This window comes from Caballeronia sordidicola (genome assembly GCF_000729995.1).
Classification (GTDB): Bacteria; Pseudomonadota; Gammaproteobacteria; order Burkholderiales; family Burkholderiaceae; genus Caballeronia; species Caballeronia sordidicola_A.
Map to the genome: position 1 here is coordinate 77,726 of NZ_JNFG01000028.1, position 16,683 is coordinate 94,408.

The window sequence follows — 16,683 nt, forward strand, 5'->3', positions numbered from 1 at the left end:
AAAGCCAGTCGCATCCAAGATGCGACTGGCTTTTTATTTTAGGGCGATGACGCAACCGCGTTCTTGATAGTCCAACGTGGACGCAGCGCGTCGGTTTGTCGTCATTAGCCGCGACATCTCAGAATTATCAAACTAAAAAATTCGTGTCGACTTCTATGGATTCCGAACTTATTTCTTGCAAACACCTATCTCGAAAATGAGAATGCGCTTTCTCGGCGGTGCTTATCGCCAAATAAATGGAGAAAAACGTGGATTTCATCGACGAAGTCAGAGCGCTCGCATCTCGTGTCGGACTTGCCAAAGACTTGCTACAAACCGAAGAGGCCACCAAGAATGCGATGGTGATGCCTTTTATCCAGCTGTTGGGATACAACGTGTTTGACCCGCTGGAGGTGACTCCGGAGCTTGTCGCGGACGTGGGAACGAAAAAGGGGGAGAAGGTCGACTACGCGATCTTGAAGGACGGCAAGCCAATCATGCTGTTTGAGTGTAAGAAGAGCGGCGCTGATTTGCATATCAACCATGCCAGCCAGTTGTTTCGATATTTTCATTCTACCGAAGCGCGATTTGGCGTACTGACCAACGGCACTGTGTACAAGTTTTTCACTGATCTCGAAAAACCTAACATGATGGATGACAAGCCGTTTTTTGAGTTCAACATTCTGGATTTCCGTGACCAGGACGTCGATGAGTTGAAGAAGTTTGCCAAGACGATCTTCGATCTCGAAACCATACTCACCACAGCAAATCATCTGAAATACACGCGTTCGATTCAAAACACGCTCAGCAACTGGATGTTTAATCCTCCTGAAGAGTTTGTTCGGCTTGCATCGGCTGAGTTCCTGATCGGTAAGCATTTTAAAAATGCGGTAAAGGATCTGTTTACCGAGGTCACCAAGCAGGCGTTTCAGCAACTCGTTGGGGACAAGATCAATGAGCGCCTGAAAGGAGCCATGACTCCCGAGCTAGGCATTCCTCTTGTGGCACTCACCAGCGTCGCGGAGGTCGCTGCTGATTCGGATCAAGTATTCACTGCCTCCGAGACGGAACTCGAAGCGTTTCAGATCGTGCGAGCGATTCTTCGTCCAGTCGTGAAGCCTGGAAGAGTGTTCATACGCGCCGCCGCAAGCTATTGCGCAATCCTGTTCGACGACAACAACCGCAAACCTATCTGCCGGCTGCGATTCAACAATGAAAGCCGGCTGGTCGTGGGATTTTTCAATGAAAACAAAGAGGAAGAGAGAGTTCCTATCACCAACCTGGATCAACTATTCGACTTTGGCGACCGTCTTCAGGTGTGCGTTGAGGCGTACTTGAAGTCGACGCCGGTCAAAGAAAGCGCTGGTGACATAGCCGCGGTTTGACGGGGTGTTGGCTATCTCGATCGGCTTGACGAGTGGCACGTCATCAAGCTGATTGAATGACCTTGAGCAAGATCCCATAGAGTTGAAGCTGTCCGGCCAACACGATCTTTTTAAAGTCGAAATATCGCTGACACGTTTACTCACCCGGAGAAATCCCCATCCCCGTCGTGTTGTCAGCTTTCACATCGAGCACCACTTTCGCCGCCTCCTCGATCGCATCGAACACAGCCTCGGGCACGGAGCCAGCGAACTGCTTGCGGCGATTTTTCGAGACCACGCCGCCGTTGTCCAGACACATCATCACAAGCGTCGAGAGCGTACTGCCGCGGACATCGAAGCGTTCATTCACAGCGCGAAGCACCGTGTCGTAGTGGCGAAGAAACTCCGTTTCGCGCCGCAACTCGACTTCCAGAGCCTCGTCCGCCATCCGTAAAACGAATTCAACCGCCGGCGTGGCGTCCCAGTATCGGTACATGGACGGACTGCCAAGGAACTCAAACTCAAAGTTTGCGTCGTCGATCCAAAGCACTCGCCAATGTTCACGCAGCGGCTTCGAAAAATTCTGAAGTGCTTCCAGGTATTCCAGTTCATGGCGCTTCATCGCGATCGATACAGGAAGCAACAGTCCGTGTTGAAGCTTCCCGGACGAGCACAACGCCTGATGGATAAGGAAACGCGAAAGCCTGCCGTTGCCATCCATAAAGGGATGAAGGAACACGAAACCAAACGACGAAATACTTGCCGCAACCAATGGGTCAATCTGGGTCGGAGCGGTGTTCACGAATGCGAGCCATGCGTCCATCAGCTCGGGCAGCATATTGGGCGGAGGGGGAACATACGTCACCCCTGCCGCTCCTCGCAGGCCATTTTGCAGATGGTTTTGCTGGCCCCGGTATCCCGCCGCTTGGTCGAGCGGATTGGTGACGCAGATGTTTTGCAGCTCGACCAGATAGTCCTCGGTCAACGGGTGACGCTCATGAGCCTGCCGCAAAAGGGCCACGAAGCGGCGTGCCTTGTCTTCGGAGGGGGATTCTTTCTCAATGGCGAACGAGTCCTGTGTTTCGTGGAGATAGGCCCAATTGATAGCCCGATCCATCATCTCGGCAGGCAGTGACGCCATGAATTCCTGGGCGCGGCCAAGAATGTCGGAATCCAGCAGACCAGTGATCGCAGATGTTCGTTCGACCGTTGCGCAATAGCGTAAAGACCCAAGCCCGTTGAAATCGACGCGCCAACGTGCATTGCGGACTGACGGGCCAGTTATGTAGCGCTCCGAATCGAAGAGTCCGACCGCTGCGCCGCCAACCGCCGGAGTGTCGGGTAGCTGCTCGCCAGTGAACGCCTCCCAGAGAAAGCAGGCTTTTCGGATAAAAATGCCGTTTGGTGCCCGCTTTAGTGCCGCGATCAGAATGTCTGCGCTAATCGCGGGCAATGCTTGCGCGAGAATACTGAGGTTGGTGCCCTCATGCTTCAATGCGAATAGGACATGCTCAAGGTGGGCGTCATCGGGTGGCGCAATATGATGCGGAACTGCCAGGCATCCGTTGATCTCCGTCAAACGGGTCACTGGCTTGACAAGCGCCGGCCGTCGCGGCGCTTGCGCCCCCGCGGCTAGCTTCTGGTGTAGGTATTGGTAGCCAACAGCCGTCATTCTGGCTCCACAAAAATTTGCAAAACGCCGGGTTGCGTGCAGATTTTTTTACCCGAACGCAGATTTTCTTACAAATCGCCCTTCTGTGCCATTTTTTTTTACGAAGGCGGCGCAAAACCCACGAAACCCCGTCGTGTCGCAGATTTTCTTATCCGCGCACAGATTTTCTTGCGATTAAGCATCTTTCCTCAGATTTTCTTATGGTGAGCGAGACTTGCGGTTCGGCTTTTTCGATGCGCATTGGCTGCTTGTTGACTGCCTAAAACCAAGTCATGCGCGAGTCCTGCCACTGCCAGCGTCCAGCGATTACACGCCGCGAAATTGTGAAAAACGATCTCAAGCGTCGGCAACGGGCATCGCGCCGTTTAAAGTCCTCGGTTCCCTCGGAGCGGTTCGACGCTGCCGCACAAGCGCGCGTACGAACAATGCCCGTCCGCCAAATAACCGATGAGACTTCATGGCCCGACCCAATTTTCAACAAACGAAACAATCCGGCGGCATGCGCCAATCTCCCGCGGCCACCCAAGCGCGCTTAGCTCAAATTGCCGAGCAATTCCGGGTGGCGTACGCGACCGGCGACTATCAAAGCGGTGCGAGATTCGCAGAAGAAGCGCTTCAGATCACGCCCGGCAACATGTCGATCCTGCCGGACTATGCTTTGTGCCTCATGCGTACCAACGCTTTTGATCAAGCGTACCGGGTCTATATGAGCATCCACAACGCACCGGCGAGCCAGCGCAAGCTGGCATCGGCGACCTGGTTAGATGGGCTGGTAGAGGTGTGCGGTTGGCTGGGTAAGACCGAAGAAATGCGCGAGTACGGATTGCGCTCTTTGCGAGCCTCCGACGCCAAATGCGGCGGCAACCCTAGCGAGCCGATTCCCAATCACGCACCGCCCACGTTCAACCCCGCGAACCCTGCTGAAAACGTGATCGCCTACTCGCTGTTCGGATCGAATCCGCGATACTGCGAGCCCGCTGTCATGAACGCCGAGATAACGCGCGACGTGTTCAAGGGCTGGACGTGTCGCGTTTATCTCGACGCAACCGTGCCCGAGCACGTTCAACGCAGACTCAAAGACGCCGGTGCCGAAGTCGTTTTCATGGAACGCGACTCGGGCGTTCATCCGCTGATGTGGCGCTTTCTGGTTATCGACGATTTGAGCGTCAAACGCTTCCTTCTCCGCGATGCCGATGCGCTGCTGTCCGAGCGTGAATACGCAGCGGTACAGGAATGGGTGGAAAGCCCGTATTACTTCCACGTCATCCGCGATTACTTCACTCACACCGAATTGATTCTCGCGGGCTTATGGGGCGGATGCGGCGGCGTGCTGCATAACGCAGTTGCATCGATGCAGCAATTTGCCGCGAAAAACGCTGATAGCGGGCGCTTCATCGACCAGCATTATCTGCGTGAACATGTGTGGCCAACGTTGCGTAAAAGCGTGCTGTCCCACGACGATCTATTCGGTTTCCACGATGCCAAACCATTCCCGCCGCACGCGCCGAACAGATGGAACACGGAAAAATTCCACGTCGGCAGCAATACGAGCTATCAGGCGATCGGCGGCAAAAGCACGCTGCCCGAAGGCGCCGAGCAACGGCTGATTTTTAGCTCGGCAGATGAGAAGCCATTGTTCGATTACCATGCGGCCGTTCGGAATGGCGAGTGGCGACTCGACATGCCGTTCTTCGTGGTTCAGAAGATCGCGTCGCAGGAACTCGTGGTCCGCGTCGCCGAATAGTTGCTTCTCAAGCGCCCACAACTTCCACCGTCGAGAAGCCGATTCCTACGCTTTTCGCCACTCTGATCTGCAACGGAATGCGCTCTTTGAGCGCTTCCACGTGGCTTATCACGCCAATCATTTTGCCGCTCGCGTTCAACGAATCGAGCGCGTTGAGCGCAATCTCCAGTGTCTCTCCGTCGAGCGTGCCGAAACCTTCATCGAGGAACAGCGAGTCGATGGAAGTCTTGAAACTCACCAGGTCCGATAAAGCCAGCGCCAGCGCAAGACTCACCAGGAAGCTTTCACCGCCCGATAACGTGCGTGTGTCGCGCGCAATGTCGCCTTGCCACATATCGAGCACTTCCATTTCCAGATCGCCCGCAACCTTGCGGTTCAACTGATAACGCCCGTGCAGTTGCGTGAGTTGCCGATTCGCGAGATAGATCAAATGATCGAGCGTCAGGCCTTGCGCAAACTTTCGATACTTCGCGCCGTCGGCGGAACCGATCAGGCTGCTTAAGCATTGCCACAAGTCGTAGCGCGCGCGTTGAGCATCGATCTGTTCAAATAGCGCCTGCTTTTCCACGCGCAAGCGGTCGTCGTTCTTGAGCGTCGCGCGGAGTTCACCTTGTTTTTCGCTCAAGCCTTTCGAGGTTGCCAGCATGTCGTCAAGCGATCGTTGCAGGGCGTCAGCGTCCTGTTCGGTCTTCGGCTCTTTCAACAATTCCGCGCGACGGTTTTCCGCCATCGTGCGCAGCGTGTGAACCTTCGTGCGCAGTTCATCGAGTTCGCGCTTCAGCATTTGCAGGCGCTCGCGTTCTTCGTTCGGCAGCAGCGCTTCAGAGAACGCCTGTTCATTGGCGAAGATGCTTTTACTTAACGCGATCGACCATGCCGTCCATGTTTTCTCCGCGCGCTCATTGTCTTCGCTCTGCCGCAGCGTCAACGTGCGTTCGGTGCCTTCGACGAGGTTCGCTTTGTCGCGCGCGGTTTCGTAGCGTTTTATCGCCGATAAAAACGCAGCATCGGGATCAGCGGTCGTGGCAACGCCGGCTTCGGGTTCAAACTCCGCATAATCCTTCTCGCAATCGGCCCATCGAGCGGACCACTTCGCGGCTTCGGCCGATGCAGCTTCAACCGCGTGCTTCGCTCGATCAGCTTGTTGCGTCAACATGCGAAGCTGCTCTGATGCCTTCTGCCATGCCTTCCATTCCGCATCGCGCTCGTTGAGCCATTGCTGCCAGTCTATCCAGGAATCCGGCCGTACATAACCAACGGACGTCACCGACTCATCAAGCGTCTGCTCTCTCTTGAGCGACGCGGCTCGCAAAACGTCGGCTTGATCTGCGACCTCTTTCAAGGACTTTCCTGCTGCGATCTGTCTCTCTTCGAGCAGCTTCAGTGCGTGCTGATGGTCGAGCGCCGCGCGCTCCGCCGCGTGCCGCGAAGTTTCGTGCTGCTTGATCAGCGCTATCTGTTGATCGACCGCGACGGCCGTGTCCAGCGCAAGTTTCAACGCTGCGGCGTGCGCTTGCATGAGCGCGTCCAGTCCGTCACGGTCAACGGCTTCGAGTCCAAGATCGACACACAGCTTTCGCCAGTTCTCCGCGTGACGCGCTTCGTCTTCAAGCCATGTATCGATACGCGTTTCGAGCGCCTTGATCTCCGCAACCAACGCCGCGATAGCGACATCGGTCGCCGAGGCTTCCTTGTTTTTGCCCTGCAACGCGAGTTGCTTGTCCTTCAATGCGTGCTCGGTCGCCGAGACATCGAGCGCGGCATACGCGGTGATGGACGGATGCTCCGTCGATCCGCACAACGGGCACGCTTCGCCGGGTTGTAACGCTGCACGATGTCCGGCGAGATCGAGAATGCGCTGCTCCTGATGCAGCAATTTTCGCTTGTCTTCGACTTGCTCAGTCAGTGTCGCCACGTCTTTTGCAATACGCTCGCGTTGCTCGTTCAGCGACGCCAACGATGAATTTTTCCGAGCCCGCTCATCACGATCCATCGCGGCTTGTTTGGTCCCGCGTGCGACCGTTTCGCGGATATCCGCCAACTTGCCGAACAAATGATGCTGCTCGTTAAGACGCTGGCAACGCGCTTTCAACGCTGCTTCACTTTCGCTGCCCAGCGTGCCTGAAAGCTTCTCACGCTGCTCGCTTTCCGTCTTACGTGCGAGTTCCGCTACTGCCACAGCATCGCGCACGGCAAGCTGTTTCGCAGAGATCTCGCCCGCCAGCCTGTCAATCCCAGCGCCCAACTCTTTCTGCTTTACGGTATTCGCCGCAACGTCATTCAGCGTCTGCTGGCGTGCCGCGAAGTGCTGTTGCCACAGCACAATCTGCTCGCCGAGTTTGCTCCGATGCGGATGTTCATCGAGTGCGGACTGAACGGCTTTGGTGTCCCGCAACACGCGATTCAGCGCATCTTCCCGAACCTCGACTATGTGTCGGCCGACGAACGAAGCTTCACGCAGACCACGCGCTGCATCGAGCGAAGCGGCGCGCTTCTCGTCTTTCGAGAGCGCCAATTGACGCGACGTATCCGCGAGTCTCTCGCGCGCTAAAAGCATCGCCGTATGATCGGCGCGCAACTTTTCGGCAGGCTCGCTCGCGGCGAGACGACCGAGCGAAGGCTTGGCATCGGCGATCTTGACGTCCGCTTGCCGCTGGTTAGCCAGCGCCTGTTCAAGCTGCGTTTCCGCTTCCGATAACGCGAGGCGCCACGTCCGCATCGCGCGTGTCATCTCGACACGTTTGCCGAGTGCGGTTTCCTGCGCGGCAAGATCAATGCATTGCTGCTGCAAGTCGGTGCGCTGCTCTTCAGTCAGCAACTGGACACCATCGGCCCGCACCAGAAGCGTATCCAGCGCAAGCTTCTCATTACGCGTCCGCTCGAACACATTCTGGGAGATGGTGCCGTAGATATCGGTGCCGGTGAGCTCTTCGAGCAACTCGGCGCGCTCGTTCGCCTTTGCTTCGAGGAACGCGGCGAAGCCACCTTGCGCGAGCATCATGGACTTCGTAAAGCGGCCGAAATCGAGGCCAGTGATGCTTTCAACAAGCCGAAGCTTGTCCACGATCCGCTCGGTCATGATCGTGCCATCGAGACGCGCGAGTTCCACCTTGGGCGCCTGCAGATTGCCGTCGGTTTTATCGCGTGCGCGACGCTGGCTCCAGAACGCCCGATACCCCTCGCCCTTCACTTCGAACTCCACTTCCGCGAGGCATTCGAACGTGTGCCGCGTCATCAGCTCGTTCGTCCCTTGCGAGATCGTGTCCATCCGAGGCGTTCGGTGATAGAGCGCAAGGCAGATCGCATCGAGCAACGTGGTCTTGCCTGCGCCGGTCGGGCCGGTGATCGCAAACAAGCCGTTGTCACGAAACGGTGGCTGGCTGAAGTCGATCTTCCATTCGCCCTTCAGCGAGTTCAGATTCCGCAAACGCAACGACAGGATCTTCATGCTGCATCCGCCTCGCCAATCTGCGCTACAACTTCGCGATACATCGATAAAAGCTGCAAGCGCGTTTCCTCGTCGATGGTCTCCGTTTGCAGGCGGCGCGCGAATACATCATCGGGCGTGAGCTCGTTCAAGGTTTCCTTTGCTTGGCGATGCAGCGTGTTAGACGCCGGAGAACGCTCGCGACGGATGCGCAGTACTTCAACCGGCAGGTCTTCAGTGATCTTCTGGATACGCGACTGGAGGTCGCTGAGGTAGTCATCGGCGGAGACTACGATTTCGAGCCACACCGTCTCGCCTTCAACCGCCTGGGACGCAGCCGCCGAGACAGCAGCCTCAAGCTCTTTCAACGATCCTTTCACCGACGACAACGGCTGAAAGCTCGGCACGTCGAGCACGGTCACGCGTTCAAGGCCGGTCAACGAAACATCCACAAGCAGCATCTCTTTCTGTTGCCGCGCTTCATCGAAGCTAAGTGGAATCGGCGAACCGCTGTAGCGAATATGCTCCAATCCACCCACTTTCTGCGGCCGATGAATATGTCCGAGCGCGATGTAATCGGCTGCCGGAAACGCGCTCGTTGGAAAGGCTTCCAGCGCGCCGACATAAATCTCCCGCACCGATTCACTCGCGCTCGCGCCGACCGTCGTTAAATGCCCGGTCGCGATAATCGGCAAATGCGCGCCAAGCTCCACTCGTTTCTGCTCGGCCAGCGCGAACAGCGCCTGATAATGCGCGTGAATCGCGTCCTGCAGCGACTCCTGTTTGTCGCGTGCGCTCTGTCCCGCGATGCTCTGCAACACATCGCGCGGACGGATGAACGGGATGGCACAGACAATCGCGCCAGGCTTGCCTTCGCGCGTGGTGAGCACGCGAACCTGCTCGTTCGGATCGTCCTGCACGGAGGGAATGACGACGGTATGCAACGCCGTCAGCAAGTCGCGTGACTCTTCGAGTACAGCGACGGAATCGTGATTACCCGCCAGCAGCGTCAAGCCGACGCCCGCGTCGCGCAACGCGAGAATCAGCGTGTAGTAGAGCTCGCGGGCGTAGCTGGGTGGCGCGCCGGTATCGAAGATATCGCCGGCTATCAGCACCGAATCCACCGCGTGCAGCCGCGTCTGCTCGACTAGCCATGCAATCAGCTTTTGATGTTCGGCCTGGCGTGAGTGCCCAAGAAAGTACTGGCCGAGGTGCCAGTCCGAGGTGTGCAGGATTCGCATCGGGGAGGTGGGTTGAAGGCGTTGCCGCACATCGTTTTAGTGGCTGCCAGTTTAGCCGATCGACTTGCCCCAAGCGCGGGAACGGGTGGCCAATCAACTGGTTAGGCCTCGGAAACCGCCGCAAAACGAGGCAATTGCGCCGTGTACGCGTACACTTCGCCTTCTAATTGCGCGTAAAACAGCGTGCGCCGGCACCGCCTGCGCCCTATTCACGCCGCAACCCCATCAATTACGCTCAAATCAATCATGTTTATCTGCCGAAACCAGCCGTGCGGCGCCGAATGGCAACTTGCCGACGTGCTTATCAAGAATGAAGGCCAGGGCCTGATGTTCCGCTGCCCCATGTGCGGCGCGCGCAACAAGGTGCTGCGCCACGACGCGCCCGATGGCGCGATCACCTACGAGCAGGACAATTCGGTCCCGCCGAAACCTGCCGCAAAATAAGTAAAACACCCTCATGACCACGCCTACCTCTTTCAGCGCTCTGCCGCTTTCGCCGGCCATGCTGGCGAACCTCGAACAACTCGGTTATCTGACGATGACCCCGATCCAGGCCGCCAGCCTGCCGATCGCGCTCGCGGGCCACGATCTTATTGCGCAGGCCAAGACGGGCAGCGGCAAGACCGCGGCCTTCGCGTTGCCGCTGCTGGCGAAGATCGATCCGCGGCTCTTCTCCGTCCAGGCGCTCGTGTTGTGCCCGACGCGCGAACTCGCCGATCAAGTCACGCAGGAAATCCGCCGGATTGCGCGCGCTGAGGACAACATCAAGATCCTGACGCTGTGCGGCGGCTCGCCCATGCGTCCGCAGATCGCCAGTCTTGAGCATGGCTGCCATATTGCCGTGGGCACGCCCGGGCGGATCATGGATCACCTCGAACGCGGCACGCTTCCGTTGACCGCGTTGAAAACGCTGGTGCTCGACGAGGCCGACCGCATGCTCGACATGGGTTTCTTCGATGACATCGTCGCGGTAGTCAAGCAATGTCCGAAGGATCGCCAGACGCTGCTATTTTCTGCGACGTATCCGGAAGGCATCGCGAAACTGAGCCAGCAATTCCTGCGCAAGCCGCAGGAAGTCAAGCTCACCGAGCAGCACACGAATTCGAAGATCAAGCAGCGTTTCTACGAAGTCCACGACAACGAACGCTTGCACGCGGTGGGCCAGTTGCTCGATCACTATCAGCCGGTCAGCACGCTCGCGTTCTGCAACACGAAACAGCAATGCCGCGACTTGCTCGATGTTTTAGTCGCGCAAGGTTTCAACGCGCTTGCGCTGCATGGCGAACTTGAACAACGCGAACGCGATCAGGTGCTCGTGCAGTTCGCCAATCGTAGTTGCTCGGTGCTGGTCGCGACCGACGTTGCCGCGCGCGGCCTCGATATCACGCAGCTGGAAGCGGTGATCAACGTCGATGTCACACAAGATCCCGAGATACACGTGCACCGTATCGGCCGCACGGGCCGCGCGGATCAGGAAGGCTGGGCGCTGAGCCTCGCGAGCATGAATGAAATGGCGCGCGTGAGCTCGATCGAACAGGCGCAGAAAAAGGAAGTGGAATGGCACAAGCTGAGCGAACTGACGCCGGCGACGCCAGGTCATCTTCAGCCGCCCATGGCCACGCTGCAGATTCTCGGCGGCCGCAAGGAAAAGATTCGTCCCGGCGATGTCCTCGGCGCGCTAACCGGCGACGCGGGTTTCGAAGGCTCGCAGATCGGCAAGATCAACGTGACAGACATGGTCACGTATGTGGCGGTCGCGCGGGATATTGCGGATCAGGCGGTGAAGAAGTTATCGGCGGGGAAGGTGAAGGGCAAGAAGGTGAAGGTGCGGCGCATTTAGTTTTGAAGCGCCGGGCCTGCAATTTGCACCATTGATTCGATGAAACCAGTCAGGGCGGATATGCGTATGCATTCATATCCGCCCTTAATCTTTGGTGTGCCATGTCCCGCTTTCTACGCGTTGTTGTCGCTGTTTTGTTCACGCTGCTATTGAACGCGTGCATTTCCTCCCCTCCAAACCCCAATCCGCGCGCGAATGTGGAGCCGAAGCTCGCATCCGTTGATCTGCCGCGATACATGGGGCGCTGGTACATCGTCGCGAACATTCCGTATTTTGCCGAAGACAATTTCGTCGGCAGTTACGCGCAATGGAAACTGCGCGATGACGGCAAAATCGACGATTCGTATTACGCCCACAAGGGCTCATTCGGCGCCCCGCTCAAGCATTATCAATTCACGGATTCGATCGTTCCCGGGACGAATAACGCTGAATGGAGCGTGCGCATTTTCTGGCCGATCTACGCGAGCCAGCAAACGCTTTATGTCGATGCGGATTATCAGTACACGATCCTCGGTTATCCCGGCAAGAAGCTAGCCTGGATCTTCGCGCGCTCGCCGGATATCAGCGACGCGAAATATCACGAATTACTCGGCCGTCTGGGCGAGATGGGCTACGACACCTCGCGATTGCGTCGCGTGCCGCAGATGCCGGCACAAATCGGCAAGCCGGGCTTCCATTCCCCCGGCGATAAAGACTGATGCCCACGATCAGCGAAACTCATAACCGCAATCGCCGAAACAAGGGATAGGAGCAATCTGATAGCTGGACGGGAGGGCAGCGCTTAGCATCGAGAGGTTATCCACCTTGCTGAATACGCCCGCCATGAATCAACTCTCCGAACCGCTCGCTGTTGCTTTAGATCTTCATCAGGCAGGCCATATGGCCGAAGCGGAAAAGGGGTATCGCGCGATTCTCAAAGAACGTCCCGATCAAGTCGATGCACTGCATTACCTCGGAGTGTTGCTGCATCAACGTGGCGACAACGAAGACGCGGCGGAGTTGCTCGATCGCGCGCTCGGCCTTGCCCCCGACGTGTCTGCGTGCTGGAGCAACCGCGGGCTGGTGGCGGCGGCGCTAGGTGATTTTCCTCATGCCGTAGAGTGCTGCCAAAGGGCCCTCGCCATCGATCCGACGTTCTCCAATGCACGCAACAACCTCGGCACTGCGCTACAAAAGCAAGGCCGCTTCGACGAATCCATCGAACAGCATGAGATGTTGCTCGCTCAAGATCCTGATTTCATCGATGCCCGTTTGAATCTTGGCTCGACGCTCGCTTCTGCGAAGCGCCACGACGAAGCGTTGGCGGTATATCGCGAAACGCTTGCACGGGACCCGGGCAACTTCCACGCGCATTTCGGCGAAGGTAACGCGCTGCGCGAACTGAAGCGATTCGATGAAGCCATCGCCAGCTTGCGCCGGGCGCTTGCCTTGAAACCGGACCACTTCGAGGCAAACGTGAATCTCGGCACAACGCTCGGCCTTTTTGGGAAGTTCGTGGAGGCGGAGGCGCAGTATCGCCGGGCGCTGACCTTGCGCGATGATCCGCAGATTCACGTTTGCGTGGGGGCGGCTATCGGCTCTCAAGGTCGTTTTGAGGAAGAGGAACCGTACTATCGGCACGCACTGACCCTCGTCCCCGATCACGCGGACGCGTTGCATAACCTGGCGTTGCTGGAGTTGCGGCGCGGAAACTACAAGGAAGGCTGGGCGCTGCACGAAGTGCGCTGGCGCTCGAGCAAATACAATCCGATGAGCGTTCCCGGTGTGCCGGAATGGCGTGGCGAATCGCTGCAAGGCAAGACACTGCTGGTCGCGGGCGAGCAGGGACACGGCGACATGATGCAGTTCGCACGGTATATCCCGGTGCTCGAACGGATGGGCGCGACCGTCGATATGTGGGTGCCGGAGAACATCGTGGAACTGATCCAGAGCGTGCGCGGGATTCGTCAGGCGCTGCAAAAGGGTTCGACGAAAGGATACGACTACTGGACGCCATCGATGAGCGTTCCGCATCGCGTGGCGCATCTCGTTCCCGGCGTGCTCGCCGAGACGCCCTATATGAGCGTGAGCGCCGAGCGGATCGGCTCGTGGCCGGCGCGTGCGAAAAAACTGGCGGGCAGCCGTAGGAAAATTGGCATCGTGTGGGCAGGCAGTCCGACGTTCGGCAACGATCAATTCCGCTCGATGCCGTTCGCCGCGTGGTCACCGCTCGCGGAGGTGGCGAACATCGAGTGGTTTTCGCTGCAGAAGGGCGCAGCGCGCGATCAGCTCTTGCAGTCCGGTTGCGCGTTGAAGCCCCATGATCTGACGGACGACATCCACGATTTCGCCGATACCGCCGCGCTGATCGAACAACTCGATCTGGTGATAACGGTGGATACATCGGTGGCACATCTGGCTGGTGCGCTCGGCAAGCCCGTGTGGGTGTTCCTGCCGGCGAATTACGATTGGCGCTGGATGCTCGATCGCGATGACAGCCCGTGGTATCCGGGTATGCGTTTGTTCAAGCAGACCACGCTGGGTGACTGGACCGAGCCGGTGGCGCGGGCGAAAGCGGCGCTGATGGCGGGGTGAATGTTTTGCGCCGGTGGTTGGTTGTCTGATACGCGACCGCTCCCCGCGGATCAAGCTCCACGCGCAGAACAGCGTGCTGTCTGGCGCGGCCCGGCGATTCGCGCTATCGCCTCTTGCGCTACACGACCATCAGCCTACTTTTCCGCTGTTTGCATCGTTTCGACGGGTTTATCGCGGGTAATCAGCCGCAAGCCGCTTGCGATACTCGCGACGCCCGCGAATCCCGCGCCAATCGCGAGAGCCAGCGCCGGTCCATGATGCCCCGCAATACCAAAGCTCAGCGCGACCAACGCCGCGCCGGTCGCCTGACCGATCAGCCGAGCGGTTGCCACCACCCCGCTCGCGCCGCCGCTACGCTCGCGCGGCGCGCTCGCCATGAGCGCCTTCAGATTGGGCGATTGGAAGAACCCAAAACCCGCGCCGCAGATGGCCATTCGGATACAGATATCGAGTGCATGGGGATGAGCTGGCAGTAACGCCAGCGACGCCATGCCCGCGCACATGATCGCGAGGCCGATGCCGCCCAGCAGCCCCGGTTGGTATCGATCCGATAAACGGCCGGCGACCGGCGCCAGCAACGCCACCATCACCGACCACGGGGTCATCAGGAAGCCAGTCTCCACCTGGCTGCGCCCGAGCACGCTTTCGAAATAAAACGGCAGCGACACGAACGCCAGCCCTTGCGCGGCGAACGAGCACACGGCGGTGGCTGTCGATAACGCGAACATCGGGCGCTTGAAGAGATCGACGGGGAGCATCGGCGCGGGATGACCGCGCTCCCGATGCAGCATCAGCCCGCCCGCCACCGCCGTTACCGCGAGCGCGATCAGCACGATATGCGCGGGCGCGCGCTGCGCCGCCTCGCCCAGCGCGAACACCAGCGCCGCGAAGGTGACCACGTTGAGCACGGCCGCCACGCGGTCGAAGCCGTGCTTTGCGCGCGGCGTCTGCGGCAACGCCGGCCAGCCGATAAACAACGCCAGCAGCCCCACGGGCAGGTTCACGGCAAACAACCACGGCCAGGGCCCGAGTGAGAGCACGATGGACGCGACCGTTGGCCCGACCGCGAACGATATCCCCACCACCAGCGCGTTCAGCCCAAACCCTCGCCCAAGCCTGTGATGCGGATAGATCGCCCCGATCAGCGCCGTGTTCACGCTCATCACTGCACTTGCACCAACCCCCTGCAACAGCCGCGCCGCGGTGAGCGACGGCAGGGACCAAGCCAGCGCGCAGGTCAGCGACGCCACCAGAAACAGGATCAGCCCGCCAAGATAGATCTTCCTGTGCCCGACGATGCCGCCCAGCGCCGCGAACGGCAGCAGCGTGGCAACCATCGCGAGCTGATACGCGTTGATGATCCAGACGGAGGCAGCGGGCGTTGCGTGGAGATCGGCGCCGATGGCGGGGAGCGCGGTGTTCGCGATGGCGGTATCGAGCGTGGCGAGTGAAACGGCGAGCAGGATCGCCGCCATACCGCGACGCTGGAGGGCGGTCATGGGACCGTCGGCGAGAAGAGTGGTCTGGTCTGACACAGTTTTTTAGGATTGGACGTGATCGGCGGTAGTCCGACACGATACGGGATCGTGGCGAAGCTCGCCGGGCACCCTCGTGGCAGCTTTCAAACAGGTGTCAGCACGGCCTCGCCAGCGAAGTGCCGCGTGGCGTTATCGATGAACATTTGTACCGACGCCGCCACCGCTTCCGGTGAGCGCCCACCCACATGGGGCGTCAGTACGACGCGCTCGGAGCCTGTCAGCCGAGCGGGCGGCGCGGGCTCGCCTTCGTAGACATCGAGTCCCGCGCCGGCTATCACGCCGCGTTCGAGCGCGTCCGCCAGAGCGGCCGTATCCACAACGCTGCCGCGCGCCACATTCACCACGTAGCCTGTTGAGCCGAGTGCGGCGAGCACGCTGGCGTCGATCAGATGTTGGGTCGATGCGCCGCCGGGCGTGGCGACCACGAGGTAATCGGCCCATTCGGCTAGCGCGATCACCGAGTCGAAGTACGTATACGCCGAGCCCGGCTGCGGCCGGCGATTGTGATAACCGATCTCGATATCGAAGCCCTGCGCTCTTTTAGCCACCTTCCTGCCGATATTGCCAAGCCCGATCACACCCAGTTTCTTGCCCGAGAAGTTCGGCTGGAACGGCAGATCGTCGCGCCATACGCCCGCGCGGCATGCGCGGTCGAGCACGGGGATCTGGCGGACGACGCCGAGCAGCAGGGCGAAGGCGTGATCGGCGACGCAATCATCGTTGGTGCCCGCGCCGTTTACCACGGTGATGCCACGCGCCTTAGCGGCGTCACGCGCAACGTTTTCGTAGCCCGCCCCTAACGCCCCGATCAGCTCGAGCTTCGGCAGTTTTGCGACGGTTTCTGCTTCGATGCCGATAGTGCCGTTTGTCAGGACAGCACGAATTTCGTCGGCGTGGCGGGTGAGGGCTTGATCGAGGGCGGGTTGATCGAGCGCTGTAATGACGTTGAAGGCGTTCGCGACGGAGGTTTGGTTTTCGGGACGAAGCGGAACAAGGACAAGGACGGTAGGGAGCATGGGCGCGAGGGTTGGAGGAGCGAAACGCCAAGTCTCGCATTTTTTTGAGATGGAGTCGGGACGTCCGCGGCGTCCAGAAACGTCCAGGCACGTCGGAGCTTCGGTCCATTCTCTGCTTCTATGATGCTTTCCATGCTGACGCTGCGAGCCGGTCGCAGCAACTCGACGAGGGCCTTCGCACCCTTCTATTTGGCAGTTCTAATGTTTGTAGGTCGTTTGAAAACTAGCAGGGAGCCGCGGAGTATCCGAATCGGAAAGGGCGGGTTCATTGGCGCCCGTTACGACAGG

The 16,683-nt window shown here is 59.0% G+C and carries 11 protein-coding genes; 6 read left to right on the forward strand and 5 right to left on the reverse strand.

The features are described 5' to 3' along the window. The first annotated feature begins 248 nt into the window (after nucleotides 1–248). Nucleotides 249–1,364 carry a type I restriction endonuclease gene (locus tag FH08_RS0125115; protein WP_031361003.1) on the forward strand — a complete coding sequence of 372 codons (1,116 nt, stop codon included), beginning with the start codon at nucleotides 249–251 and terminating at the stop codon, nucleotides 1,362–1,364. A gap of 136 nt (nucleotides 1,365–1,500) precedes the next feature. Here FH08_RS0125115 and FH08_RS0125120 read toward each other — a convergent pair whose 3' ends face one another. Then, a complete protein-coding gene (locus tag FH08_RS0125120; protein WP_035567095.1) occupies nucleotides 1,501–3,015 on the reverse strand; it encodes a Fic family protein in 1,515 nt (504 codons plus the stop codon). Between the two features lie 457 nt (nucleotides 3,016–3,472). Here FH08_RS0125120 and FH08_RS0125125 point away from each other — a divergent pair, with 457 nt between their 5' ends. Then, nucleotides 3,473–4,759 carry a tetratricopeptide repeat protein gene (locus FH08_RS0125125; RefSeq protein ID WP_200878785.1) on the forward strand — a complete coding sequence of 429 codons (1,287 nt, stop codon included), beginning with the start codon at nucleotides 3,473–3,475 and terminating at the stop codon, nucleotides 4,757–4,759. Between the two features lie 7 nt (nucleotides 4,760–4,766). Here FH08_RS0125125 and FH08_RS0125130 read toward each other — a convergent pair whose 3' ends face one another. After that, the gene (locus tag FH08_RS0125130; protein WP_031361006.1) at nucleotides 4,767–8,207 is read right to left on the reverse strand and encodes an AAA family ATPase; all 3,441 of its coding nucleotides are present in this window, start codon (nucleotides 8,205–8,207) and stop codon (nucleotides 4,767–4,769) included. Next, nucleotides 8,204–9,427, reverse strand: coding sequence for an exonuclease subunit SbcD (gene sbcD, locus FH08_RS0125135; RefSeq protein WP_031361007.1), 1,224 nt, complete (start codon nucleotides 9,425–9,427; stop codon nucleotides 8,204–8,206). The genes FH08_RS0125130 and sbcD overlap by 4 nt, the downstream gene beginning before the upstream one ends. Before the next feature lie 246 nt (nucleotides 9,428–9,673). Between sbcD and FH08_RS0125140 the strand changes: the two genes are divergently transcribed. From FH08_RS0125140 to FH08_RS0125155, 4 genes are all read left to right on the forward strand, one after another. Further along, entirely contained in the window at nucleotides 9,674–9,871 is a 198-nt protein-coding gene (locus FH08_RS0125140; protein WP_031361008.1) for a hypothetical protein, read from the forward strand. 13 nt (nucleotides 9,872–9,884) lie between these two features. Further along, a complete protein-coding gene (gene dbpA, locus FH08_RS0125145) occupies nucleotides 9,885–11,267 on the forward strand; it encodes an ATP-dependent RNA helicase DbpA (RefSeq protein ID WP_031361009.1) in 1,383 nt (460 codons plus the stop codon). Between the two features lie 101 nt (nucleotides 11,268–11,368). Beyond that, on the forward strand, nucleotides 11,369–11,965 hold the full coding sequence (locus FH08_RS0125150) for a lipocalin family protein (protein ID WP_031361010.1): 597 nt from the start codon (nucleotides 11,369–11,371) through the stop codon (nucleotides 11,963–11,965). Between the two features lie 124 nt (nucleotides 11,966–12,089). Continuing rightward, entirely contained in the window at nucleotides 12,090–13,841 is a 1,752-nt protein-coding gene (locus FH08_RS0125155; RefSeq protein ID WP_051888497.1) for a tetratricopeptide repeat protein, read from the forward strand. A gap of 134 nt (nucleotides 13,842–13,975) precedes the next feature. On the opposite strand, the gene FH08_RS0125160 is transcribed toward FH08_RS0125155, so the two are convergent. Together FH08_RS0125160 and FH08_RS0125165 are read right to left on the reverse strand one after the other, a co-directional pair. Next, complete coding sequence (locus FH08_RS0125160) at nucleotides 13,976–15,340, reverse strand: MFS transporter (RefSeq protein WP_031361012.1); 1,365 nt, start codon at nucleotides 15,338–15,340, stop codon at nucleotides 13,976–13,978. Between the two features lie 122 nt (nucleotides 15,341–15,462). Next, nucleotides 15,463–16,395 carry a 2-hydroxyacid dehydrogenase gene (locus FH08_RS0125165; RefSeq protein WP_031361013.1) on the reverse strand — a complete coding sequence of 311 codons (933 nt, stop codon included), beginning with the start codon at nucleotides 16,393–16,395 and terminating at the stop codon, nucleotides 15,463–15,465. Nucleotides 16,396–16,683: the final 288 nt, after the last annotated feature.